The organism is Paenibacillus motobuensis (assembly GCF_039521865.1).
Taxonomy (GTDB): domain Bacteria; phylum Bacillota; class Bacilli; order Paenibacillales; family Paenibacillaceae; genus Fontibacillus; species Fontibacillus motobuensis.
The window spans coordinates 366,564-390,944 of sequence record NZ_BAAACX010000007.1 but is presented as its reverse complement, the minus strand read 5'-3'; the positions used below and the strand labels follow the sequence as shown (position 1 = coordinate 390,944).

The following is a 24,381-nucleotide window of genomic DNA, read 5'->3' as shown; positions in this document are numbered from 1 at the left end:
AAGTCTCCTTATATACGTAATCTTGATATAACTGCCGCATCTAAAGAAAGCGAATAGTAGACCGGATGCTCGTCAGCTTCTTGCTGATACAGAACAACAAGCAATGTTCCCTGGCTATCCTTGACCTCGTCTGCAGCAACAGAGTGGCCTGCTAGAACATCGGTAAGCGAGAATGGCAGCTCCTCAATGACCGCATATTTCATAAGCTCACGCTCGTCCATATTCCGGGCGGCGAGTTCCTCAGGCAGCTCTATCTCTCTTGAGGCCAGAGCCTTGAAGTAGCTGTTCCGTTCATGCTTGTGCATGCGGTCCTCCCACCATATTTTGCGCGGCTTATACTTATGTCCCAAATAGTAATCGAGCTTCATCAAGCCCAGCACGATCTCTGGCTCTTTAAGCCCGTGCCGGGTCAGAAATTCATACAGTCGTGAGAACAAATCCTCCAGCTGATGGCCGATCCGCTGCCAGCCCCGTTCTTCCCAATAGTCGCCGAACTCCTGGAAGAAATCGAATGGTGACGTGAATTCCTGTGTGATCAGGTATTCGATCGTATGATCCATGCGGTGATCGTTCCAATACTTCTCCAGTACATCCTCCAGCCGCTTCAGCCTGATTACATCACAGAAAGGAAGCACATCATTGCTCAATATTTCATATGGCGCATGATCCATGAACGTATATCCATACTTATCAGCTTCATTACGCAGTCCGGTGCCGCGCAGCATTTTCAAGAAACCGAGTTGCAATTCCTCGGGACGCATCTCGAACACATCATTAAACGTCTTGCGGAAGGTTGAATAATCCTCCTCCGGTAGACCAGCAATCAAGTCAAGATGCTGATCGATCTTGCCGCTCTCTTTAATCTTGGTCACGGTACGCGTCAGCTTGGTGAAGTTCTGCCGCCGCTTCACCAGCAGGTTCGTCGGGTCATTCGTCGACTGCACGCCGATTTCAAAGCGGAAGATTCCCGGCGGCGCATTCTCGGCCAGAAAATCAAGCACTTCCGGCCTCATAATATCAGCGGTGATCTCGAATTGGAACACGCAGCCGCGATGATTATCGATCAGGAACTGGAACATCTCCATCGCATAACTGCGGTTAATGTTGAACGTCCGGTCGAGGAACTTGATCACCTTTGCCCCATTATCGATCAGATACAAGATATCCGACTTCACACGCTCGATATCATAGTATCGTACCCCGACCTCAATACTGGACAAGCAAAATTGGCAGCTGAACGGACAACCACGGCTCGTCTCGAAATAAATGATCCGTTTGCTAAGATTTGGAATATCCTCGGGAAACCGGTGCGGTGAAGGCAGCGTGTTCAGATCCGACTTCGGCCGCCCCGGGTTGACGATAACCTCATCACCCTTGCGATACGCAGCCCCAAATACGAAATGCAGTTTGCGCTCGCCCGCCAATTCCTGTAATAAATGATGGAACGTCTCTTCTCCGTCCCCCATCACGATCGCGTCGATGTTCGGACAACGCTTCATCCAGTACTCTGTATCGTAGGACACCTCGGGACCGCCGAGCACGATGAACGTTTCGGGCAGCACTTTTTTTAATAAATCTACGAGCTTTAGCGTCTCTTCCATATTCCAGATATAACAGGAGAATCCGATGACATCCGGCTTCCGCTGATATAGATCAGACACGATATTCATCGCCGGATCTTTAATCGTGTACTCTACCAGATCGATATCGAACTCATGGCCACTGTAAGCCTTGAGTAGCCGGATCGCCAAAGAGGTATGAATAAATTTTGCGTTTAATGTAGTCAAGATGACTTTCATACTCGGTTCACAACCCTATTCCATATTTTGAAAAAACTCCAGAAAAGGCGCGCCGTACTTGCGGAACTTCACTTCGCCGACGCCCTTTATTCTTAGCATATCCGTCTCGGATGTCGGACAGACTACGCTCATTTCCCGTAGGGTCGCATCATTGAAAATAATATAGGACGGAACCCGTTCCTTCTCGGCCAAATCACGACGAATCAGGCGCAATTGCTCGAACACCGTCTCATTCACCGCTGATGGCCCATCGTCGTAATTACGGCCTCGGCGCCTTGTACCACCGCTCGATCCCGCAGCCGCCGTCTGAGGTGTTTCCGGTGCGCGCAGCATTACCTGCTGCTTACCCTTTAGCACATCAATTGCTAGCGGCGCAAGCTTCACGATCGGATATTGGCCTTCAGACAGCGATAAATATCCCTCGGCGATCAATACGTTAATCAGCTCGGAGATCTCCTTCTCTGTCCGTCGCCGCATCATACCGTAGGTAGATAGCTGGTCGAAGCTGTATTGGAGCACCTTCTTGTTCTGAGATCCCTTCAAGACGGAAGACACAAGTGCTACGCCGAATCTCTCCCTCATCCGATGGATGCAGGAGAAGATAATCTGAGCATCCGTGGTAGCATCTACGAGTTCGCGCTCATCCCGACAGTTGCTGCAAATGCCACACAGTGAATGATCATGCTCCTCGCCGAAGTAGTCAAGCATCCCCCAGCGCAGGCATTTGGTAGAATAGCAATATTCTATCATTTGCTGCAGCTTGCGGTACTCATTGTGCTTGCGTGTCTCATCCTGAGGATTTTGCTCGATCAGAAACTTCTGGGTCATGATATCCTGGGCGCTGAACAACAGAATGCATTCGCTCGGTTCGCCGTCCCGCCCTGCCCGACCCGCTTCCTGTACGTAGGCTTCCATGTTCTTGGGCATATTGTAATGAATTACGTAACGGACATTGGATTTGTCAATTCCCATGCCGAAGGCGTTCGTCGCTACCATAACGCGAATATCGTCATAGAGAAAAGCCTCCTGGTTCTCCTCCCGCTCTTGATCGGGCAAACCCGCATGGTAGCGTCCCGTCGGAATCCCCGATGTCCGCAGCCGTTCATACAGATCGTCCACGTCTTTACGCGTCGCGGCATATACGATGCCCGGCTGGCTGCCGTGAGTGTTGGCGTAATTCAGTACGAATTCCCGCTTATTCTCCCCACGCAGCACGGACATGGCTAGATTGTCTCGGCCTAACCCCGTGACGAACACAGACGGATCATGAAGCTTCAATAGTCCGATCATATCGTCCATGACCTCCGGTGTAGCCGTCGCCGTGAAGGCCGCGACGATTGGACGGCGTGGAAGCTCAGCCACAAAAGGCGTAATCGCCAGGTAACTCGTACGGAAGTCATGCCCCCACTGCGATACACAGTGCGCCTCATCGACAGCCAGCATCGAGATGGTCAGTTCCTTCATTTCCTCGCGGAACCAGTCGAGCTCCAGCCGTTCAGGGGCGACATAGAGCAGTTTAAGCTCACCACGTTTGGCAGCGCGAATCCGTTCATTTACCTCTTTACCGGACAAGGTACTGTTAATATAAGCGGCGGATACTCCTGCTGCAAGCAATGCATCTACCTGATCCTTCATTAATGAGATCAGCGGCGAGATTACTAGTGTAAGCCCTGGCAGCATTAGCGCCGGAATCTGATAGCAGATTGATTTCCCGCCCCCAGTCGGCATAATGCCAAGCGTATCCGCCCCAGACAGCACACTCGCTACGATCTTACGCTGGCCCTCGCGGAAATCAGGATAGCCGTAATATTTTTGCAGCAATTGCTTGGCTTCTTCCATACTTTGCAACTCTGTTCTCATATCATATCTCCTTATTGCACCGTTCCTGCCCACGCTAAATAGCGGAGCCCAGTTTCTATTAATTAAGTTTACTGGGCTTTTCCCAATTGGGCAACCGAGTCAATCCTCACTTAAGCCTCTTAATACATTAAAAAGGTGATTCATTGACCATGGACACGCTACACTGTATCATTTGCATTAAACAAACTGATGCAGGATGGAGATTTAAGATGAAAGGCAAACCTTATCATAAAGCAAATACCACTTCAAAACCGAATTTTAAAAGTGGGCCAAGGCAAAATCCGAAGAAAAAGCACCCTGCCCCAGACCGAGTTACTAGCCGCGACTCTGCGGAGGAGCTACGTGCGGGGGACCGCATTGTCGTAACGATCAAACGGCTGGGCATAAATGGCGAAGGGGTCGGATATTACCGCCGCAAAGCGGTGTTCATTAACGGGGCCTTGCCAGGAGAGGTCATTAAGGCAGAGGTCACTAAGGTAGAAAATAAATTTATTACGGCTGAGCTTAAGCACATTGAGAAGCGATCCCCTTATCGGATGGATGCCCCTTGTCCGGTATTTAACATCTGTGGCGGCTGTCAGATCCAGCATTTATCCTACGAAGGGCAAATGGCAGCGAAGGAAGACATCGTACGCGAGGCCTTCTCGCGATATGCTGGACATGAAAATGTCCGTATGAAGCCGATCCTTGGTATGGATCATCCCTGGGGATACCGGAACAAGGCGCAATTGCAGCTGGGGATGGGCAAAGATGGCATGATTGCCGGCCTGTATGCGGCTGACTCCCATCAATTGGTCGATATTACCGGTTGCCCGATTCAGCATCCAAAGGTGAATGAAGCTGTAGATCAAGCCCGCAAGGTACTGCAACGGCTGCAAATCCCTGTCTATAAGGAGAAAAGTAATCAGGGGCTGGTTCGTACTATTGTGGTTCGCTTCGGCTTCCAGTCTGAAGAACTGCAAATAACATTCGTGACTAGCAGCGACAAACTACCGAAACAAGAGCAATTAATCAAGGAATTGCGGCTCGCGATTCCCGGACTGACGAGTATCGCTATGAACATTAATCCGAAGAACACTTCGCTGGTATTCGGGAATCGGACGGTAATCCTGTGGGGCGGGGATAGTATCCAAGAATCGCTCGGCGATCTGGAATTCACTTTGTCTCCGCGTGCCTTCTTCCAGTTGAACCCGCTGCAGACGGTGAAGCTGTACGAGATGGTAAGAGCTGCTGCCGGACTAACTGGCAAGGAGACGGTCGTCGATGCCTATTGCGGCACGGGTACGATCGGACTGTGGCTCGCTCCCTATGCACGCGAGGTACGCGGAATCGAATCGATCCCAGAAGCTGTCGAAGATGCCAAGGCCAATGCGCTTCGTAATGGGCGTTCTAACACCGCCTTCTACGAAGGCTACGCCGAGGAACTGCTACCGCGCTGGGTGAAGAGCGGCTTCTCCCCTGACGTGATCATCGCTGACCCGCCGCGCACCGGTCTGGATTCCCGCTTCATCGAAGCGGTGCTGCGCACGAAGACGAAGCGCTTCGTCTATGTCTCCTGCAATCCGTCTACTCTAGCCAAAGATTGCAAGGACCTGCTGGACGGCGGCTACTCCCTGGAATGGGTACAGCCAGTAGATATGTTTCCGCAGACAAGTCATGTGGAATCTGTGGCTTTACTGATGAGGGACGTGTAGGCCCCAAATAAACCCATGCTATTCATATAAACTCGTGCTTCCACATTCCCTCGGACACGTACATGTTTGTCGTCACTCTCTACTCGTCACATGTGAAGTGTTGTGTGTTGCTGGTGAGAACGTAGTGATTTAGAGCCACATTTACCTGGTTTCAAAAACTCAAGTGCATAGCCGCTTGAGTTTTTGAATTTTTATGTCGGACAGTTTTTTTAGCACGTTATACAGTAGTCGTAGGTCTATACTACTGCTTTATAAGAAGGAAACAGGTCATTTTTTGGCGAATATTCACATAAAGAAAGGGATGATATTTTTTTGCTGATCCATCATCAGTAGTTGAATCAGAGCAGGTGGAGTTGGATCTGTATTGATTATTCAGAACCGTATCGTACTTCACTGGTCGGCATCGAACTGGAGGATACTCAGACGCAAATGCTTATGCTATACACGCCAACTGAAGGGGTGAGCGATGCTTAAGCCGGACGGACATAGTAACGCTGCGGAACATTTTTTTACGTACGCCAAACATATCAGACACTTCCGGACGGATTGCGCGATCGCGCAAAAACATTTGCGGCCCGCAACGAAACATTCGCGAGCATTACGGATACGGGTTCTCTCTTGATTTGCTAAATTAAGTCGTAGCAAACGAGAGGAGTGTCGTTATGAACGCCGTTATCCAAAAAACCAAAAACTTTTTTAACCTATCCGACTCCGAGTATGTTCAATTTCTCAAGCAACACGAGGCGAAAGACCGCAAAAGCATCGCCTTCTATTTGTTGCTGGGCCTGCTCCCCGGAGTAGGGATGTACTTTCTCGTCTACCACTTTCGCGAGACGTTTATGGCCTGGACGGGATTGTCAGCGCATTACACGCAATTCGTGCTGCTCGCACTGGTAGCTGCAGGCTGGCACACGTTATTTCCGTTTTTTATGTTAAAATTTGTAGATAAACTTACGTTTAAGGAATCGCTGAGGTATTTGGGATTTACGCGGCTCGATTTGAAGGGGCTTCTTACCGTAGTGCCGATTATTATCGCGCTGTTTACTTTGTTGTCCTTGCCGTATATGAAATACGTTTTCCCGCCGATAAACGCGTGGTTGGATGCAATCCCCTGGCTTCATATGGGCGAGTGGCATATTTTTAATTTGGGCTATTACGACTTCCCGTGGTATTTGCTGGTGATCGGCGTGTTCGGCAATTTTGTAGGGGAAGAAATTTATTTTCGAGGATACTTGCTGCGCAAAGTCGGCTCTCTCAAATACGACTGGCTGGTAGTATCTGTATTATTCCAGTTTTACCATATGTGGCAGGCGCCGATGAACTGGGCGTTTATCCTGCTATCCGTCATTATCCCTCACGAGATTCTCGTTAAGCTGAGAAAGAACATTTATGGGGCAATCGTGTATCACCTTTTCGCCAATACGATTTGGGGAGCCATCACGCTGTATCTCGTCGGCGTATAAGATGGATCACGGTTCAACGACAAACCGATAACGAGCCTGAAGGTCAGGTGAAGGCATTGTTCAGCAATAAATACAGGCACGCCATCGCGGTATATGGGGCTCTTCTCGTATTCAGCATTATCGCGGCATACGTGCATATCCAGACGCTGCAGCATCCGTATGTTGGGGCTGTGCTTAGGTACGAGCAAAACGGGTGGATCGTACAAGATGTGAAGCCCGAAGGAAAAGCCAGCAAAGGCGGCGTCCATGCAGGAGATAGGTTGATCAAGGCCGACGGCGGACGTTTGGAGCTGGGACAAGCCGGGGACATGCTCTATCTGGAGCGAATCGAATCGGCTGAATTCGTTAGGCCCGGAACGGGGACGCCCGAAATGTCGATGATACGCCTAGCCGTTCAAGTGGATCGCGGCGATGCCGTTAAACAGGCCATAGCTATATGTCTAGAACTGCTGCTGCTTGGCATCGGCTGGTTCGCTTACCGCAAAAAACCGGAATCCCATGTGATTCGCCGGTTTTTCGGCTTTAACATGCTGATGGCGTTTACCCTGTTGACTCTCCAATCGACGGTGCTGCTCATATCGGACTTGATCCTGGCGGTCTGTTCAATCTGGCTGCCCTACGTGCTATTGTCGTTTTTTATTCATTTTGTATTTCACTCGATCCGTAAGCCGATCCGTTTGGCTTTGACAGCTCTTAAATATTTGGCGGCGGGGATGTCCGTATTTATCTGTTTGTCCATTTGGGTCAATGTGACGCCGGGTTGGATTTTGGAACTTCTTCACACTGGGTTCTTGTCTGCGCTTGCCTGTATACTGCTGCTCGCAGCCGTATATTGTCGGAAGCTGGATTGGATCGAACGTAATCATTTGCTCGTATTTGTTACCGTATTGACGCTTGGTTTATCACCGTACATCTTCTTGTATGCCATTCCGGAGCTACTGGGAACACGTTACATCGTCCCGCCTGAATATGCGCTGATAGGCCTTGTCCCTCTATCGGCTACAATCATGATTCTGTTGGCGAAAAAGAAAATGATCGACATACGTCTCTACATCCCCCACATCACGCTGCATGTTCTTTTTGTCGGATGTACAAGCGTGCTGTTCATTGTGCCTACAGAAGCGTTGTACGGTGGCGTCGCGTTAAAGATTGTCATATTTATCGTCATGATTTTTGCCTATCAGAGAAGCTTGCATTGGTGCAGGCGGCAAATGGAAAAGCGGAACGATTGGCTGGAGCGGGAGAAGCTAAAGCTGTCCATCGAGCTGGCGGAACGCCAAAATACGCGCGATCTGGTCACAGCGTTGGCCGGATTGGCGCACCGGATGCTGGATATCGAGGGGGTGCTCTTCATCTGGCAATACCCTGGCGAGCGCCTGCAGGTGCATGCAACGGGGTCGTATGCGCACATGGACAACATGAAAGTGCAAGCTTCGACGAGCGCTGCGGATATTGCAAAGGAATGCAGCGGCAGCCTCGTTATGAGACTAGCAGGAACCGATGAGGATAAGGTGCTCGGGTACATGTGCGTAGGCCCAAAAATGAACGATACGCTTCTGTCCGGCGAGGAGAGAGTGCTTCTGGACAGGCTGCGGGCCGAAGCGTTCCGATTGCTGACGAATGCGAAGCTGCTGCACGATCTCCGGTACGAGTACGAAACGATGCGGGATCAAAACCGAACGTATGTGCAGCGCGTCGACGAGATGGACCGGTTTAATCTGAAGCTGCTGGAGGCGCAGCAGTCCGAACGGACGAAGACATCTTATTTTTTACATGATCAGGTTTTGCAGGTGCTTATATTTATTTCGCGGGATTTGGAGGAATTATACAGGTCTCAGGGTGATGCCGCCGGCAATAAAACCCGTTTGTGGCTCAAAGGGCTGTACGGTGCCCAACGCGATATTCGGATGCTATGCGACGACCTTTATCCGCATATAATCGATAAATTAGAATTAAAAGGAGCGCTCCGCTGGCTCGTTCGTTCGATGAGGGAAAGTGGCGAGGTGGAGATCGAGCTGATCGAAGCTCTAGAGGACGGAAGCGGAGGTGCGATGCCACCGGCTATAAAAGCGACTTTGTTCCGCATCATCCGCGAGCTGGCGACCAATGCGGCAAAGCATGCGCAAGCGACCCGGATTCAGCTTGAGGTTCGGCAAAGCCATAACATTTTCGCGTGTACTGTGAGCGATAACGGAGTTGGTTTCGCTGCTGCAGCGATGCGTCTTGACGATATGGATCAAGGTGCGCCTTCAATCGGGCTTATATCGGTCCGCAATCAAATACGCCATATGGGCGGTGCGATAGAAATCGACTCGGCCCCGGGCAGCGGTACTTCGATTTCAATCACCGTACCGATCTTGGAAAAAGGAGGAGGGCCGTCATGACCGCCATGGAAAAGTCGAAACCGATCAAAGTCATATTGGTTGACGATCATCCCCTCGTAATGGAGGGGCTGAAGAGCCGCTTAGAGCAGGAAGCGGACATCCACATTGTCGCTACGCTGGAAGATCCGCGCCAACTGCTCGATCAGATGAAAATGCTGCGACCTGATGTCATCGTTATTGATATCTCGATGCCGCATATCGACGGATTCGAGCTTGCCCAGTCTGTGAAGCAGCAATTCAAAGCGGTCAAAATCGTCATGCTGTCCGGCTATACGTACGACGAGTTTTATCAGAAGGCTTATGAATTGGGCGTTCATGCGTATTTGTCGAAGCAGACGACTTACCTGCAAATCATCGGAGCGATTCGCCAAAGCATGATGGGTCATGTGCTCGTCTCCGAGAGGGTAATCCGTCAGAACAAGCAGGATCAGTTGACCCCGACGGAGCGGGAGGTGCTGGTATTGATGGCTAAGGAAAACACGAATCAGGAAATTGCTGACGTACTTGCGATGAGCAAGCGGACGGTAGAGTATCATATCGCATCGATCATTCAGAAGCTTGGCGTGAAGACAAGGGTTGGCGCGGTGGCCAAAGGCTATGAAAACGGTTTGTTGAGCAGCAGCGGATAGGGAGAGTGACATACACAAACAGGAATCCAGGAGCTTCGCGAACTTGAAAAAGTGGGCTCGTAAGAAGATATGTGTACCAGCAGATGCCGCCAAAGTCGAATATAGTCTCAAAGAATATGGAGTTACAGCAAATAAGATCGTAGATGTTATGTGTTCTTGGGGCAAAGAGAATATTAAAATAAGACAACAAGGAGAAGAGATCATCTTACTAGAGGTTCGGTCACCAGAGAACATTTTAAGCTGAGATGTATTGGCGGAAATAGTAATGAGGGGCGGAGCCCCTAGCCGAGAAAAATCATCTTGAAAAGGATGACCGGATCAATGGCTGGGCGCCCGTTGTCCACACAGTACAAGGGACGAACCTTAGCCTCAATAAATGAGAAGTCGATATACTGGTCCACTTTACGCAGTAAATAATTCTGTGGGACCAACTCTTCGATCGAAACAAATTCATAGCTTTGTTGTTTTTCTCGGTTAGATCTTAGTATCAAAAACACCATCCGTTCATGAGTCGTTATCTATATTGTACAACATTAACGCGGTGTCGTCTTAAATTATTTTAACAAAAACAAGGCTGTCGAGACTTTCTCGACAGCCTGACGGCAAACATGCCGTTTTTTTGTTATTGATTATCATTCATATTTGCTTGTATAACGTCCTCCCAATTTGTATTATGCATCATCTCGGAATAATTCCCATGAAATGCCTTCATGGCTTCCTGATCATCAAGCAGCCGATATCTCATCCAAGCCGTCAAGTAACCCTAAGAGCGATGGATACAACCGTCTTAATGAACGATCCACTTTTATAGTTGGTATGAGCATTAATAACCCCAGTAGACCCTTGAGAATGCCCAGCTACACCAATGTGTTCCATTTGTATTTTTTGATAAAACAAGCTGTTTGCTAGTTGGTTTTCATTTCTCAAATAATCAATCGCCTCCACAATTTCTTTGCCTGTTCCTGTTGTCTTGCTATAGGAATCTATTACTATGAATCCCCAGCTAGCAAGATGAGTTAAGAGCTCATCATAACGATCTGGCGTGGCACCTGTTCCATTCCCCCAAGAAATAATAGGATAGGATTCGTCTCCTTGAAATGCTGGGTAGTATATTCTAAATAAAGCCTCTCCGCTCGTACTCTTAACTTCTTCTACCTTTACATGATAACTTCCTTGCCGTGCATACCGCTGCTCAATGCTTCCTTCTGTAAGTTCCGGTACATTAGAATGAATGATTATTTGCATGAAAATTGTAATTGAAACTGCAACGATCAGGACTAAAACTGACAACCATAAAATCCACTTTCGTTTTTTCAAAACCGACATACACGTGACCTCTACGATAGTCTATAGGTTTATCTATCGTTTTCTCTGTTAAAATATGAAACTAAGGGATACACGTGAAAGATGTAGTTATGTTGTTCATTAAAATAAGATGTGAATTCCCCCCTCCTTTAGGCAACTACTTATTGTTATAATCAAATATGAATCTATTCAGTTCAGCTGACCTGTAAGTATAGTCGGTTATATCTCGTTTGAGGAGGTTTTTATTATGGAAGATATCAAAAAGCAGTTGTCCCCAGATCAGCGCGAAGAACTGCTTAAAACATTGAAGGTTCGTTTTGAGAAAAACATGGACCGACATATAAATCTTGAATGGGCTGGAGTACAAGAAAAGTTGGAAACTAACGCTGAAAAACTGCGGTCACTTTATGAGATGGAGCTCACCGGAGGAGAACCGGATGTTGTTAGCTATGATGCTGAGACGGACGAATTCATCTTTTTTGATTGCTCAGCAGAAAGTCCTAAAGGCCGCAGAAGTGTCTGCTATGACCGTGAAGCACTGGAGTCCAGAAAACAACATAAGCCGGAAAACAGCGTTATGGATATGGCAGCTGCCATGGGCATAGAGCTTCTAACGGAAGAGCAGTACCGGGAGCTGCAGAAACTTGGAAATTTCGATACAAAAACATCAAGCTGGTTGAAAACCCCTTCTGACATTAGATCACATGGCGGCGCCATATTTGGTGATTTCCGCTACGGAAATGTCTTCGTGTATCATAACGGTGCAGAATCTTACTACGCCGGCAGAGGGTTCCGCGGCTCACTAAGGGTGTAATTTGGAGGATCTATTTTATGGAACTAAGACGCATAACAGATCGTGTATTTTATACTATGTTCAACAAAGAGTCAGACAGGCCGATCCTTGGTTATATAAATGGGTAAAAGCGTTCATTAATGTGGTAACTTCTGATATCTCTTTCAACGGAAACATGGAAATCGATCTCGGAGGCATTACTGCAGAATTACATCATATTCCCTCACCGCATAGTGATGATTCTGTTTGCATCTTTGTACCTCAAGAAAGAGTATTGTTTATTGGCGACGCGGTTGGAGTGGATTATTATATTAATTGCTACTTAGATAAAGATAAATTGCGTTCTTTAATTGATGCAATTGAAGGATTTGATTTTGATACTTGTGTAGTAGGACATGCTGAACCAATTAGTAAACAAAGCATTGTTAATATCATGAACTCTCTTATGGAACGTTAAGAGATCTCAGGAGGGCACATACGGCCCACCCCCTTTATAGTTCTTTTTCCGTATACTTCCTTGCTTCAAGTTCTACCAATCCCCTCGATATGATGTAGAATATGGGGTATAGGTTATTTTGGAAAAATGAACACTGGAGGACCACATGGCAACTCTCGATCATCCCTTATTAATGACAAGATATCATATGTTCCATGCGGATTCGGCTCATATATCTTCAGAGGCACTTATCATTCATGGTGTTGATTTGCTTCATCCCGAGGCACTGGAGGAATTTCTATCCGCTTTCGGTCAAGCGATTCAGTCCCCGCGTAAGGAAGTTACAGGCTCCATCTTCATGAAACGTTACGTTTCCGTCATCGCCGGAGCACTGTACGCCTTCTCTTACTACGATCGCTGCTTGGACATTTCCCTTGAGCAGCTTAGGATCGTCTTACAGAAGGATAAGCTGCATTTCCTATTGGCAATCGAGGAGGAATTGCCAGGTATCTCGATGATTCCAGAACGGGAGGAGCGGCGGCGTCTGCTGCTGCAACATATGTACCACACCAATATGAAGCCAGTATGGAGTGCAATTATTCAAGCCACCGGTATCGGCGGATCAACGTTATGGGCTACATTGTCTTATCTCGTTGCTTATTGGAAGCAGGAGGATATCGACAAGCTTGAAACTGCTGAAGCAAGACGATGTCTCGAAGAGGATTATCGTTACTTCACGGACTATGCTTGGATTGACAGCTTTGCAGACTGCCCGATTAACCCCATCTTCTCTCGGTTCAAGTCGGTTGAGATCGATGATCACTCCGTCTTGGTAAGAGCGAAGTGCTGCTTACAGCACTGTCTACCGGGAGATGATCGCCATTGCTATACATGTCCGCACATCAGCGAGGAGAACCGAACACGCAAGTATCGCAATCATCACTAAAAAAAACGGCCGTTCCCAAAGGCTTACTTCTGAAGCCAAGGAACGGTCGTTTCTTTTATTACTCCAAATTCGGTTTGCGCCCTTTGCCATGTGGAATCACCATTGGTGTACCAAACAGCGGGTCTTGTGAAATGATACATTCCATGCCGAATACTTCAGCAATCATCTCTTCATTAACGATATCTTCGGGCTTGCCCGCCGCCCATATCGCATGATCCTTGATGGCCACCATATGATGTGCATAGCGGCAAGCGAGATTAATATCATGCAGCACCATAATGATCGTGCGGCCCTCCTTCTCATACAGCTCAAACAGCAGATCAAGCACATCAATCTGATGTGTCAAATCCAGATACGTAGTTGGCTCATCAAGCAGGATCGTGTCGGTGCCTTGCGCAAGCGTTAAGGCGATCCATGCGCGCTGGCGTTGCCCGCCCGACAGCGAGTCCACTGTACGCTCGGCAAAAGCAGCCATGCCCGTAGCCTGAAGCGCTTGCGTTACTTTCTGTTCATCCTCCTTCGACCATTGGCGCAGCCATGACTGATAAGGATATCGCCCTTGCTTGACTAACTGCAAAACGGTAAGCCCCTCTGGGGCAATCGGACCCTGCGGCAGGATGGCGAGCCGCTTCGCGATCTCCTTGGTCGGTAGTCTGGCAATTTCGCTACCGTCTATGAGCACAACTCCATCCTTCGGCTTAATGAGACGCGCCAAGGAACGAAGCAGCGTCGATTTGCCGCATCCATTGCTGCCGACAAAGACCGTAATCTTCCCCTTCGGGATGGAGAAATTCAATTCATCAAATACGATTGCATCGCCATAGGCAAGACATAAATCCTTTGTTTCCATTGCGATCATACATAGATCCCCCTCAGGTGTCCGATTATTGGTGTCGATGACGGTAGAGTAAATAGATAAAAAACGGAGCCCCGATAACGGCGGTGAACACTCCCGCGGGAATATCGAGCGGTGTAAATACCGTTCGACCAATCAAGTCTGCGATAAGCAGCAGCAGTGCGCCAATCAAGGCCGAACAGGGAAGCACCCCGCCGAAGGACGGACCTACCAGGCGGCGAGCAATATGCGGTGCCATGAGCCCGATGAAGGCGATGGCGCCGCCAATCGCAACCCCGGCGCCCGCCAAGGCTACCGCCAGAATCAGAAGCACGAATCGATGCTTCTGAACAGGACTTCCGACGCCTGCCGCTACATCGTCGCCCAGCTCCTGCACGTTCACATGACGTGCATACAGCATCGCTGCCGGCAGTAGTATCACTACCCATGGCAGCAAAGGCAGGACATCGTTCTTCCATGATGTACCGTAAATGCTGCCCGTCATAAATGTAAGCGACTTCTGGGCTAGAATGAACGGCGCAGACACAAGCAGCATATACGTAATAGCGTTAAACGCTGCATTCATGCCGATGCCAATCAGCACCATCTTGAGCGGCGACACGCCCTTGCTCCACGCTAGCAAATAAATGACGAACGTAGCTACAAATGCGCCAATAATAGAGCCGATGGGCAAGAAATGAATGCTAACTGTGCCTGCAAAGTAATAGAAATAAAGCACCGCACCCAATGTCGCGCCACCTGAGATTCCTATAATATCAGGAGATGCAAGCGGATTGCGAATCATGCCTTGTAGAATAGCTCCGGATACCGCCAATGCGGCACCTACAAGAATTGCAACAACAATCCGCGGCATTCGCAAATTAAAGATAATGACTTCGTGCGAGCTGTCCTTGGCATGACCAAAGATGGCCAGCACTGTATCGAGCACCCCAATCCTTACACTGCCTAAACCCACGCTTAATATAATAACGGCAATAATCACGGCTAATAGGACTAAGCAAGACCAAAGCACCTTACGGCTAATAAGGAACGAGTACCATGGACGTTGGACTGAAATATATTTGCTCATTTTCCATTTCCTCCTTTGCGTGCAACGTAGACGAAGAAAGGAACGCCCACTATAGCCGTCATGACGCCAACCGGTACTTCCTTTGGCATCACGATGTACCTGGCACCGATATCCGCCGTGAGCAGCAGCAACGCACCCAGCGCAATACTATAAGGAATAACCCACTTGTAATCGGTTCCGACCAGAAAACGAGCGAAGTGCGGAACAATAATACCGACAAATGCAATCGGTCCCGCTACGGCAACTGAACCGCCGGCGAGCAGCAGAATAACGATAACCGCCACAATCTTAATCATCCATGTGCGTTGCCCAAGCCCAGTTGCAACATCATCACCCATGCTAAGCACGTTCATCTGCCCAGCCAAGAGCAGGGCGACAATAAGAGCTGCCAGCATATACGGAGCAACCGCCTGCAGCATGCTAAGCTCACGGTCGGCTACTGAGCCTACCAGCCAGAATAAAGTCTGTTCAAAAGCTTTCCCACTCGTTAACTGAATCCCCTGTGTTAAGGAAGAGAAGAAGGCGGTCATCGCTGAACCTGCCAGCGTAATCTTAATGGGCGTCATACCATCTCTGCCTAATGAGCCGAGCCCATAAACTACCGCAACCGCTACGGCTGCACCGAAGAAAGCGACCCAAGTTAGGACGTTATAGGAAATATTCGACACGAGCGCATGGACCGTCACGACAAAGAACGCAGCTCCCGCATTCACCCCAAGAATGGAGGGTGATGCTAGTGGGTTGCGTGTCAGGCCCTGCATATAGGCGCCTGCTACTGCCAGCCCTGCGCCAACAGCTGCCGCAATCAATGCCCGCGGTACCCGTGTGTGCTGGATAATTAAATGCACGTTCGAGCCATTAAATGCAGTATACGATTCTATCACGTTATGAAGCGAAATTTGTGTAACACCAAACAACACACTGCATATCATCGCAACAGCTACCATGACAAATAATAAGATGAGGACCAAAGCCCTGAATCGGCTTGCAATTCTACCACTATTCATGTTGATCTACTCCGTCTACACGCCTTTAATGGCTAATATGTGATACTACCATGCATTAGCTTTGTCATAGATTTCCTTCGTTATTTGGATAACGCGTAGATCATGAGCAAGCCAAATCTTTATAACAACATCTTGACACCTCAAAAATTATACCATACTATTGCCTAGTAATGATAATCATTTTCATTTGAATTTTAGGAGGATTTTCTTCAATGTTTACGAACAGACATCCCGTACATTTAACAAAGCTGTTTGCTGCTTTATGTTCTATCGTTTTCATACTATCTGCTTGTGGACAAGCGAATAACAATTCGAAGCTTGCAGGAGATTCATCTGCCGCTTCGGATGCATCCTATACAATTCAACATGCTATGGGTGAAACGCCAATAAAGGGTACGCCACAGCGTGTCGTTATCTTAACGAACGAAGGCACCGAAGCACTGCTTGCGCTAGGTGTGAAGCCAGTTGGCGCCGTTAAGTCCTTCACAGGCGATCCTTGGTATAAACATATTAAGGACGATATGGAAGGCGTCACCGAGCTTGGCGAAGAATCACAGCCTAATATCGAGCTGATTGCTAGCTTGAAGCCGGATCTTATTATCGGCAATAAGATGCGTCAAGAGAAGATCTATTCGCAGCTTAGCGCTATTGCACCAACAGTATTCTCTGAAACGCTGCGCGGCGAATGGAAGAATAACTTCACCTTATATGCGAAAGCCTTGAATAAGGAAGCCGAAGGCCAGAAAGTGATTGCCGACTTCGACAAGAAGATTGAAGATTTCAAGGTAGCGGCTGGCGACAAGCTGAAGCAAAAGGTATCTGTCGTTCGCTTTATGGGCGGCAAGACGCGGATTTATCTGGAGGATACATTTACGGGGATTATTTTCAAGCAAATTGGCATTGCTCGTCCGGAAACCAACTACAAAGATACGTTCGTTGAAGAGATTTCAAAGGAGCGTATTCCAGAAGTCGATGCAGATATGATGCTGTACTTTACTTACGAGACCGGTGACAACAAAGGTACGCAGCAAGCGGAAGAGTTTATGAAGGATCCGCTCTGGCAGAACCTCAATGTTGTGAAGAACGGGAAAGCTTATCAAGTAGACGATGCAATCTTCAATACAGCAGGCGGTGTTCGCGCAGCAAATCTGATGGTGGATGAGCTGTATAATATCTATGGCATTCAGAAATAAAGAATGAACGAATGAAACATCATATCGAAGGGAAGGAAGCATCCATTGCTCCTTCCCTTTCTTCATGTTAATAGCTTCTTGCACATTCCTCAACTGCGCGATTCACGAACCAATCTCCTTCTAGAGACGGAGGTTAAAATACATCGGCTGCAGGATGCAGGTTTTCTTAGTTGGTATATTATGGATACTAGGATTTAGACACCCCGCAACTAAGATGAGTAGTGTCTGAAACCAAGTTTGCAAAATACTCGACGAGGAGCTGTAGCAAGTGAACAAATTAATCGAATTCAAAGACGTAACGAAAGAATACAAAGTGGGAGAAATATCTATTAAAGCTCTTAATGGAGTGGATTTCTCCATATCCGAGGGAGAGTTCATCGTGATTTTGGGGGCGAGCGGTGCTGGTAAGAGCACGATTCTGAACATATTAGGCGGAATGGATACGGCAAGCTCAGGTCAAGTGTTTGTCGGAGATCATGAAATCACAAAATGGAACGAGCGAAAATTAACTGAATATCGCGGACAAAATGTTGGCTTTGTATTTCAGTTCTATAACTTGATTCCGAATTTGAACGCTCTAGAGAACGTTGAATTCGCCACGGAAGTCTGTAAAGACCATTTGGATGCCAAAGACATATTACATAAAGTTGGATTAACGAATCGCATCAAGAACTTTCCTTCCCAACTCTCAGGGGGCGAACAGCAAAGAGTCGCGATCGCGAGAGCAGTTGCCAAGAATCCCCTCCTATTACTCTGCGATGAACCTACCGGTGCTTTGGACTATGTCACAGGTAAAGCTGTCTTGAAGCTTCTTCAGGATTTGAACAAGGACACGAAGAAGTGCATCGTTATAGTCACCCATAATTCTGCTATTGCTCCAATGGCGGATAAAGTAATCAAGGTGAAGAGCGGAAAGATAGAGAGCATTACGATGAATAAGGAGAAACAAAATGTCGAAGGGATTGAGTGGTAATGATGAGATTATTCATCAAACTATTAAGAGATATTAAACATTCTGTCGGACAGTTTACAGCCTTTGTTCTGGTTATCGCGGTAGGAGCTTTTTTCTATACGGGGCTAGTTACTTTGAGCGGCAATCTTAGCGGCTATACGAAGGTTTACTTTGAAGAACATCATCTAAGCGACTTAAATGTCTATTACGACCAAATCTCCAAAGATGATATTACTGATTTAAGCAAAATTAAAGGTATCAATAGAATCGAAGGACGTTATACCTTTGATGCTACGCAGGTCTTCAAGGATGATAAGACCTCCTTAAAAATGCATTCGCTCCCTGCAATAAATGAAATTAATACACCTGCAATTATTGAGGGCAGTATGCCGTCGCAAAAAGATGACCTCTTATTGGATTCCCATTATGCCAAGGAACGTCATATTCAAGTTGGTGATAAAATCACCATAACTACAAATGAAAAAAACTTGGAATTTATTGTTAGCGGCTTGATTGAAAATGTTGAATATACCAAGAAGAACGGAATCCAGGATCATAAAGGCTACGGGGTAGCTTATATGACTGAAGAGGCGATACCTGAAATCGTGGACGGATTCTACTATAACGAAATAATGATAGAGGCTGAGAAAGGCTACGATATTGAACAATTAGCCGGGTCCATTGAGGCTCAGTCCAAGCTTCTCCCCTATTTGGATCAAGTAAGTAAAGAGCGAACTTTCAACTACTCGCAAGTAACTCAGACAATACATAACAATAAGTTGATGAGCAGGGTTATTCCCTTCGTCCTCTTTATAATTGAAGCAGTTATCCTATTTTTGACGATGTCGAGGATGATAGATTCGCAAAGAAATCAAGTGGGGATTATGAAGGCGTTGGGCATTAAAAATAGAAGCATTATGCTTCATTACATGGGCTATCCTGTGCTGGTAGGAATCATTGGTTCCATTCTAGGTACTGTCATTTCTGCAATCGTATTTATTCCATTAATTACGGCATCGATTGCAAGGTCCTACTCCCTGCCCGACATTACATTCTCACTTTCTTTATTTTCTGTCGTTCCCCCCATCTTATTCTCAAGTGCTTTTGGAATTGTGGCTTGTTACTTAAGTGGTCGATCCATATTAAAAGAACGTGCAGCTATGGCGATGCGTCCTAAACCGCCGAAGAAGATGAGACAGTTGCTTATCGAAAGAATACCGGGGATCTGGAACCATATTTCCTATAGCTACAAGCTCATAATAAGAAATATATTTTTGAATAAACAAAAAGCGTTAGCAAGCTCCTTTGGCGTTGTTGTCAGCACGATTCTATTGATAACGGCCTTTGGCACTCAATCTGCTCTGTTAAAAGTAGCTAATCAAGTGGAAGATGTCTATACGTATGATTTAAAAGTCGATTATGCGCTAGGGACCTCCTCGGATCTAATCAGCCTTCCGACGGGTATTAAAAGCAGTTATGGGTTATCCAACTTCCCCGTGGAGTTGATAACAAATGATGAGAAAGAAAATGCCACCTTAGTCGTTACCGAAAAGGAAAACAATCTCATTCAATTCTTCGACGGAAAAGGTAATCGAATACGACTAGAAGATGGGGGTGTTCTGGTCCCGAAATCTTATGCTGACCAATATCATATTTCAACAGGTGATATGATTCAACTAAAGTTTACAGCACCAGAGCTTAAGGATAAATCTGTGGGTATGAAGGTGTTGAATATTTCTACCCAGTATTCGAATCCATCGTTTTATATTACGCCAACCTATTTAAAGAGCCTGGACATAAATTACAGTCCAACTTCCTTGTTAGTTGAAGCTGATAGCTCCTCAGATTTGGCAAGCATTCGCAGCTTCTTTGAACAAGATCCTTATGTAGATGCCATTGCAGATAAGAGTGATCTCAAGAAGTCAGCTCAATATATTTTGAAGCAGAACAGTTTTGTATTTATCATGTTTATCATTTGTGCTGTCATTCTCTCCTTTGGCGCCATATATACGATCTCTTCCATCAACATTTATGAACGGAGTCGCGAACTGGCAACACTTAAAGTATTAGGGTATCAAAAAAACAAAATCAACCGGCTCATATTTTTTGAAAATATAATATTGACCACATTTGCGGTTATTGTTGCTTTACCAATAAGTGGCTATGTCTATACAATAGTAGTCAAAGCACTGTCTAGTACCCATCAGCAAATCCCGGATCAATTAAACATTCTTATGACTCTGGCCTCTATCCTCCTGGCGTTCTTGCTTACCATTCTATCTAACCTGCTGCTTAGAGGAAAAGTGAACAAAATCAATATGACTGAATCCTTAAAGAGTATTGAATAACTTATGGGTGGTGTCGCCTATGGAGAAGTATGCTAAAGCAACAAGCGTTATTGTTATACTAGCGGTCGTCTTATTTGTAGTCTGCGGTATATCCTTTAATTTAATATTTAGGCATATTTCTTATTCTTTTTACAAGAATGCAGAGCCATCGACTACAAGGGATACATCCATCTCTAGATTAGAAATTGGAGTCAATAAAGATTTAATCGGTTATATCAGAAAAGGAGAAGCCAATAGGACAATCCTTTATTTTGGCGGCTCGGGAGAGATAGCTTACAATGCGGTATTGAAATATGGTGAGATTTTTAAAGATTATACATTGGTCTCCGTAGATTACCCTGGCAGTCAGGAAAGTAAAGGCTTTATGAACCTAGAGACGATGCAGGAAGCTGCGGTAAGGCTTTATGATTATGTGCTTGATTTGGATTCCGCTGCTAAAGACAATATTTATGTTGTAGGATACAGTTATGGTACCGGAATCGCTGCCTATCTTGCCAGCCAAAGAGACTGCGTCGGGTTGGTCTTAGTCGCACCTTACCGTAATGTGATTGATCTTTACAATGCGATCATTCCCGTCTTTCATAGTCCGTTCGGCTGGTTTATTACTGATAACATAAATACCAAGGAATATGCTAAAACAGTATCTGCCAGGACTTTGATCATCACATCCAACTCGGATACGACTATTAAAAGTTCAATTTCGTATTCATTAGCTGATGATTTCAGCCATGCTAGCGTTAGCGAATTCTCGGGTTTAAAACATGAGGAATATTGGTCAAATCCGGAGGTTATATCCACAATCCTAAGTTTTTGTGAGTAATTATAGAATAACTTTTGCCCGTGTATCTCGTTCTATAGCAACAGTATCGTACAAACTGACCATCTTCCCTCATTTACGGTGCAAACAAAACAATAGGACCTGAATTGAACTTGTATATGCGTAGGAAACAAAAGGAGTAACAGAGGAAAAGAATTGGAGGGAATAAAATATTACATTAAAATAGTAATGTAAATTTTAATTTTTAACTAGGAAGTGTGCTCTATGAACAGCAATTTACATTCTAATTGTGAACAGTGCTTTGGATTATGTTGTGTGGCATTACCGTATGCAAAATCAGCGGATTTTGCATATAGCAAAGCAGATGGGGTCCCTTGCCGTAACCTGGGCCTAGATCATCGCTGCACCATCCACGAGCATTTAAGAGACAAAGGGTTTCGTGGATGTGTCACCTATGAATGCTTCGGTGCTGGACAGCATGTCTCGCAGGAGATCTACAAAGGAAATGACTGGAGCGTTAATCCGGGGCTATCTAAGGAAATGTACGCTGTATTCCCCATTGTTCAACAATTGCATGAGATGCTCTACTATTTAGATCAAGCATTGGATTTGGAAGAGACTCGAACCATTAAGAGCGAGCTGCAAGGTATCTATGAGCTGACACTGTCTTTAACTAGACTTAGCCCAGCGGAGATTCTAAACCTCGATGTATCCAACCATCGAAAAATGGTTAATTCGTTGCTGCTCCAAACTAGTGAACTCGTTCGAAAAGATTTTGTCCAAAGCAGCAAGAAAAACATGTCACACCAAGATTTTATGGGAGCGAATCTAAAAGGTGCCGATCTGCAAGGTGTGAATTTGAGAGGCGCATTCTTGATCGCAGCTAATTTGAAGAACGCTGACCTAAGAAAAGCCGATTTTATAGGTGCGGACTTAAGAGATGCTGACTTATCGGGTGCTAATCTGATCGGAAGCATTTTCTTAACCCAGGCTCAAGTGAACTCGGCAAAAGGCAGTAAAAATACCCGATTACCTCATGACCTGAAGGTTCCTGATCATTGGTTGAATTAACTTGATACTATAGTAGTAAAAGGTAATAGACCGCTATACTTGATAGCCAGCCTGGATTAGTAACAATCATTTGATCACCGAATAGCGAGTACGAGCCTGATGAGAGACCGTGTCTGGAGTTCTGCATGAATGACCCTTCGACCGACCCGGAGGGGAAATGTAAGGTGGATTTATATATCCCAATTAAGAAGGGGCGGAATAAGGTTCCGCCCTCTCTTCATTTACTCGTTCTCCTTAGGCCATCCGCCCCATACCCCCAAGTAATTCCCACTCGGGTCGAAGAACTGGAAGGAGTATCCGCCTCCCTGTTTATAAGCCATTTCTTCAACTTCCACGCCTTTTTGAATCATTTCTTCATGAAGCTCTTTAATATTGTCGACCTGAAAAGTAAAAAACAGCTTCCGTTCACCTGATGCCGAGACAAAATTCATTTTCGGCTGTTCATCTGAGCGAATCAAGCCAAATCCGAGACCATTCAAATTTAACCATGCTTCATCATCGCCCTCATTGTACGGAAAACATAAATCAACGCCAAACAGATCCGTATACCACTGCATAGACTCCTTTACATTTCTTACCGGCAGCTCAGCAATCTGAAGATGAAAAGATTTGGCTGTCAAATTCTCCCCCTCCTCCATAATTTCATTCCCGTTAAACCAAGTTGTTTCCTAATAATACCATATAGGAGATGGTAAAAGTACAGTTTAATCGATCCTAAATTCGTAACCTACATATTGATATGTAACCTGAAATCCAAGACTTTCTACGACCGCCACCGAAGGCTTGTTTACTTCCATGCAATCCCAATATGGTACCTGACCATGGTTCAGACAGTCTTTAACAAAACAGTGGGCTATCTTTTGCCCCAGCTTCCTCTTCTGATGTTCTTTAACAGTCTCGATATCAATACAGTGGATATTTCCAACCACGAAACCGGAGAAACACACACTTACGACTTCTCTTTGGTGAACGATACAGTAGCCAATACCTTTATTGATGAAATCTTCAGGACTGGACCAGAATTCATCAACTTTAGAGCGTAGAAAACCAGCATTTATAGCGGTCTTATTCGATAGAAGGTCAGCGTTTATTTTTACAACCTCATATCCTTCCTCAAGCTTAGGCTCATTACTGCTGTTATAATCGTCCGAATGCAACCGATAAACCCTCTGATTCCAGCTTCCTAAATCTCGATGTGCAAACACTCTTTCAATCGTACCGTACCACTTATCATGATTGCCTATAGCTTCGAACCATTCTAATCTAACTTGCTGCGCTTCTGGAATGATAACTGAGTCTATGAAGTTGTTCAGTTCTTGATTGAATAGCTCATTCTGCCCATTGCCTATAAATAAGAATCCGTCATTATTGCCTAACCAGATCATCCCTGATGTCGGAGACATTCGATCATCAACAAATATTCTCCCCGGATTAGCTCCCTCCACAACGGCTACTGCTTCCAATTGTCCTTGTGGATTAAGCAAGTGTCTGCATCGTGTGAACTCACTTCTATCTAGTTCCCATATCATAGTCTTCCCGCCCTTTTCTATTATTCTGCAAAAATCTAGAATTTCATTGAATACTGCGATTACTTCAGACATTAGCATATTGTTCAACAGACCGTTAGGTATTGTATGGTTATAGTTCTTCTTGACATATATGGTGGCCAAACTAGGCTGGGGCTTACTGTGATCGGTATATAGACGTAAAAATTTTGTAGTTGATGAGCTAATCTAAGTTCTAACGGAAATGAGCGACCTTAATAAGGGGATTTATTGTGAAATGGAGCTAATCGGTG

Annotated in this window: 21 protein-coding genes and 2 pseudogenes; 14 read left to right on the top strand and 9 right to left on the bottom strand. The window is 46.1% G+C overall.

What is annotated here, in order from left to right:
• Window positions 1-8: 8 nt before the first annotated feature.
• The gene (locus ABD014_RS06935; RefSeq protein ID WP_343859126.1) at window positions 9-1,799 is read right to left on the bottom strand and encodes a B12-binding domain-containing radical SAM protein; all 1,791 of its coding nucleotides are present in this window, start codon (window positions 1,797-1,799) and stop codon (window positions 9-11) included.
• A 15-nt stretch (window positions 1,800-1,814) separates the two neighbouring features.
• On the bottom strand, window positions 1,815-3,659 hold the full coding sequence (gene recQ / locus ABD014_RS06930; protein ID WP_343859123.1) for a DNA helicase RecQ: 1,845 nt from the start codon (window positions 3,657-3,659) through the stop codon (window positions 1,815-1,817).
• A 209-nt stretch (window positions 3,660-3,868) separates the two neighbouring features.
• On the opposite strand from recQ, the gene rlmD reads away from it, so the two are divergent.
• The 5 genes from rlmD to ABD014_RS06905 all read left to right on the top strand — a co-directional run bounded on the left by rlmD (window position 3,869) and on the right by ABD014_RS06905 (window position 10,073).
• On the top strand, window positions 3,869-5,353 hold the full coding sequence (gene rlmD / locus ABD014_RS06925; protein WP_343859121.1) for a 23S rRNA (uracil(1939)-C(5))-methyltransferase RlmD: 1,485 nt from the start codon (window positions 3,869-3,871) through the stop codon (window positions 5,351-5,353).
• 662 nt (window positions 5,354-6,015) lie between these two features.
• Window positions 6,016-6,816: a CPBP family intramembrane glutamic endopeptidase gene (locus ABD014_RS06920; protein WP_343859119.1), complete on the top strand. Its 801-nt coding sequence runs from the start codon at window positions 6,016-6,018 to the stop codon at window positions 6,814-6,816.
• A 56-nt stretch (window positions 6,817-6,872) separates the two neighbouring features.
• Window positions 6,873-9,200 (top strand): ATP-binding protein, encoded by a 2,328-nt coding sequence (locus ABD014_RS06915; RefSeq protein ID WP_343859116.1) that lies wholly within the window; start codon window positions 6,873-6,875, stop codon window positions 9,198-9,200.
• Complete coding sequence (locus ABD014_RS06910) at window positions 9,197-9,829, top strand: response regulator transcription factor (RefSeq protein WP_343859114.1); 633 nt, start codon at window positions 9,197-9,199, stop codon at window positions 9,827-9,829. Before ABD014_RS06915 ends, ABD014_RS06910 begins: the two co-directional genes overlap by 4 nt.
• A 43-nt stretch (window positions 9,830-9,872) precedes the next feature.
• Complete coding sequence (locus ABD014_RS06905) at window positions 9,873-10,073, top strand: winged helix-turn-helix transcriptional regulator (protein ID WP_343859112.1); 201 nt, start codon at window positions 9,873-9,875, stop codon at window positions 10,071-10,073.
• A gap of 40 nt (window positions 10,074-10,113) precedes the next feature.
• Here the strand turns inward: ABD014_RS06905 and ABD014_RS06900 are convergent.
• Window positions 10,114-10,329 (bottom strand): annotated as a pseudogene (locus ABD014_RS06900) (transposase); the annotation flags it as partial.
• Window positions 10,330-10,582: 253 nt separating this feature from the next.
• On the bottom strand, window positions 10,583-11,155 hold the full coding sequence (locus ABD014_RS06895; RefSeq protein ID WP_343859110.1) for a poly(ethylene terephthalate) hydrolase family protein: 573 nt from the start codon (window positions 11,153-11,155) through the stop codon (window positions 10,583-10,585).
• Window positions 11,156-11,381: 226 nt separating this feature from the next.
• On the opposite strand from ABD014_RS06895, the gene ABD014_RS06890 reads away from it, so the two are divergent.
• The 3 genes from ABD014_RS06890 (at window position 11,382) to ABD014_RS06880 (ending at window position 13,309) form a co-directional block, all read left to right on the top strand.
• A complete protein-coding gene (locus tag ABD014_RS06890; RefSeq protein WP_343859107.1) occupies window positions 11,382-11,948 on the top strand; it encodes a DUF4256 domain-containing protein in 567 nt (188 codons plus the stop codon).
• Window position 11,949: 1 nt separating this feature from the next.
• Window positions 11,950-12,384 (top strand): MBL fold metallo-hydrolase, encoded by a 435-nt coding sequence (locus ABD014_RS06885; RefSeq protein ID WP_343859104.1) that lies wholly within the window; start codon window positions 11,950-11,952, stop codon window positions 12,382-12,384.
• A gap of 145 nt (window positions 12,385-12,529) precedes the next feature.
• On the top strand, window positions 12,530-13,309 hold the full coding sequence (locus ABD014_RS06880) for an IucA/IucC family C-terminal-domain containing protein (RefSeq protein WP_343859101.1): 780 nt from the start codon (window positions 12,530-12,532) through the stop codon (window positions 13,307-13,309).
• Between the two features lie 58 nt (window positions 13,310-13,367).
• Here the strand turns inward: ABD014_RS06880 and ABD014_RS06875 are convergent, their stop codons facing one another.
• The 3 genes from ABD014_RS06875 to ABD014_RS06865 are packed head-to-tail and all read right to left on the bottom strand — an operon-like array spanning window position 13,368 to window position 16,241.
• Window positions 13,368-14,168: an ABC transporter ATP-binding protein gene (locus tag ABD014_RS06875; RefSeq protein ID WP_343859099.1), complete on the bottom strand. Its 801-nt coding sequence runs from the start codon at window positions 14,166-14,168 to the stop codon at window positions 13,368-13,370.
• Between the two features lie 25 nt (window positions 14,169-14,193).
• Window positions 14,194-15,234, bottom strand: coding sequence for a FecCD family ABC transporter permease (locus ABD014_RS06870; RefSeq protein WP_343859096.1), 1,041 nt, complete (start codon window positions 15,232-15,234; stop codon window positions 14,194-14,196).
• Entirely contained in the window at window positions 15,231-16,241 is a 1,011-nt protein-coding gene (locus ABD014_RS06865) for a FecCD family ABC transporter permease (protein WP_343859093.1), read from the bottom strand. The genes ABD014_RS06870 and ABD014_RS06865 overlap by 4 nt, the downstream gene beginning before the upstream one ends.
• Before the next feature lie 212 nt (window positions 16,242-16,453).
• Between ABD014_RS06865 and ABD014_RS06860 the strand changes: the two genes are divergently transcribed.
• From ABD014_RS06860 to ABD014_RS06835, 6 genes and pseudogenes are all read left to right on the top strand, one after another.
• A complete protein-coding gene (locus ABD014_RS06860) occupies window positions 16,454-17,434 on the top strand; it encodes an ABC transporter substrate-binding protein (RefSeq protein ID WP_343859091.1) in 981 nt (326 codons plus the stop codon).
• A 268-nt stretch (window positions 17,435-17,702) separates the two neighbouring features.
• Window positions 17,703-18,407 (top strand): ABC transporter ATP-binding protein, encoded by a 705-nt coding sequence (locus ABD014_RS06855; RefSeq protein ID WP_343859089.1) that lies wholly within the window; start codon window positions 17,703-17,705, stop codon window positions 18,405-18,407.
• 2 nt (window positions 18,408-18,409) lie between these two features.
• Window positions 18,410-20,734 (top strand): ABC transporter permease, encoded by a 2,325-nt coding sequence (locus tag ABD014_RS06850; RefSeq protein WP_343859723.1) that lies wholly within the window; start codon window positions 18,410-18,412, stop codon window positions 20,732-20,734.
• Window positions 20,735-20,753: 19 nt separating this feature from the next.
• Complete coding sequence (locus tag ABD014_RS06845; RefSeq protein ID WP_343859087.1) at window positions 20,754-21,554, top strand: alpha/beta fold hydrolase; 801 nt, start codon at window positions 20,754-20,756, stop codon at window positions 21,552-21,554.
• A gap of 222 nt (window positions 21,555-21,776) precedes the next feature.
• A complete protein-coding gene (locus ABD014_RS06840; RefSeq protein ID WP_343859085.1) occupies window positions 21,777-22,583 on the top strand; it encodes a pentapeptide repeat-containing protein in 807 nt (268 codons plus the stop codon).
• Between the two features lie 89 nt (window positions 22,584-22,672).
• A pseudogene (locus ABD014_RS06835) lies at window positions 22,673-22,759 on the top strand (AraC family transcriptional regulator); the annotation flags it as partial.
• Between the two features lie 45 nt (window positions 22,760-22,804).
• On the opposite strand, the gene ABD014_RS06830 reads toward ABD014_RS06835, so the two are convergent.
• Both ABD014_RS06830 and ABD014_RS06825 read right to left on the bottom strand, forming a co-directional pair.
• Window positions 22,805-23,203: a VOC family protein gene (locus ABD014_RS06830; RefSeq protein ID WP_343859083.1), complete on the bottom strand. Its 399-nt coding sequence runs from the start codon at window positions 23,201-23,203 to the stop codon at window positions 22,805-22,807.
• An 84-nt stretch (window positions 23,204-23,287) separates the two neighbouring features.
• Window positions 23,288-24,112, bottom strand: a complete 825-nt coding sequence (locus ABD014_RS06825; protein ID WP_343859081.1) for a GNAT family N-acetyltransferase — start codon at window positions 24,110-24,112, stop codon at window positions 23,288-23,290.
• Window positions 24,113-24,381 lie beyond the last annotated feature (269 nt).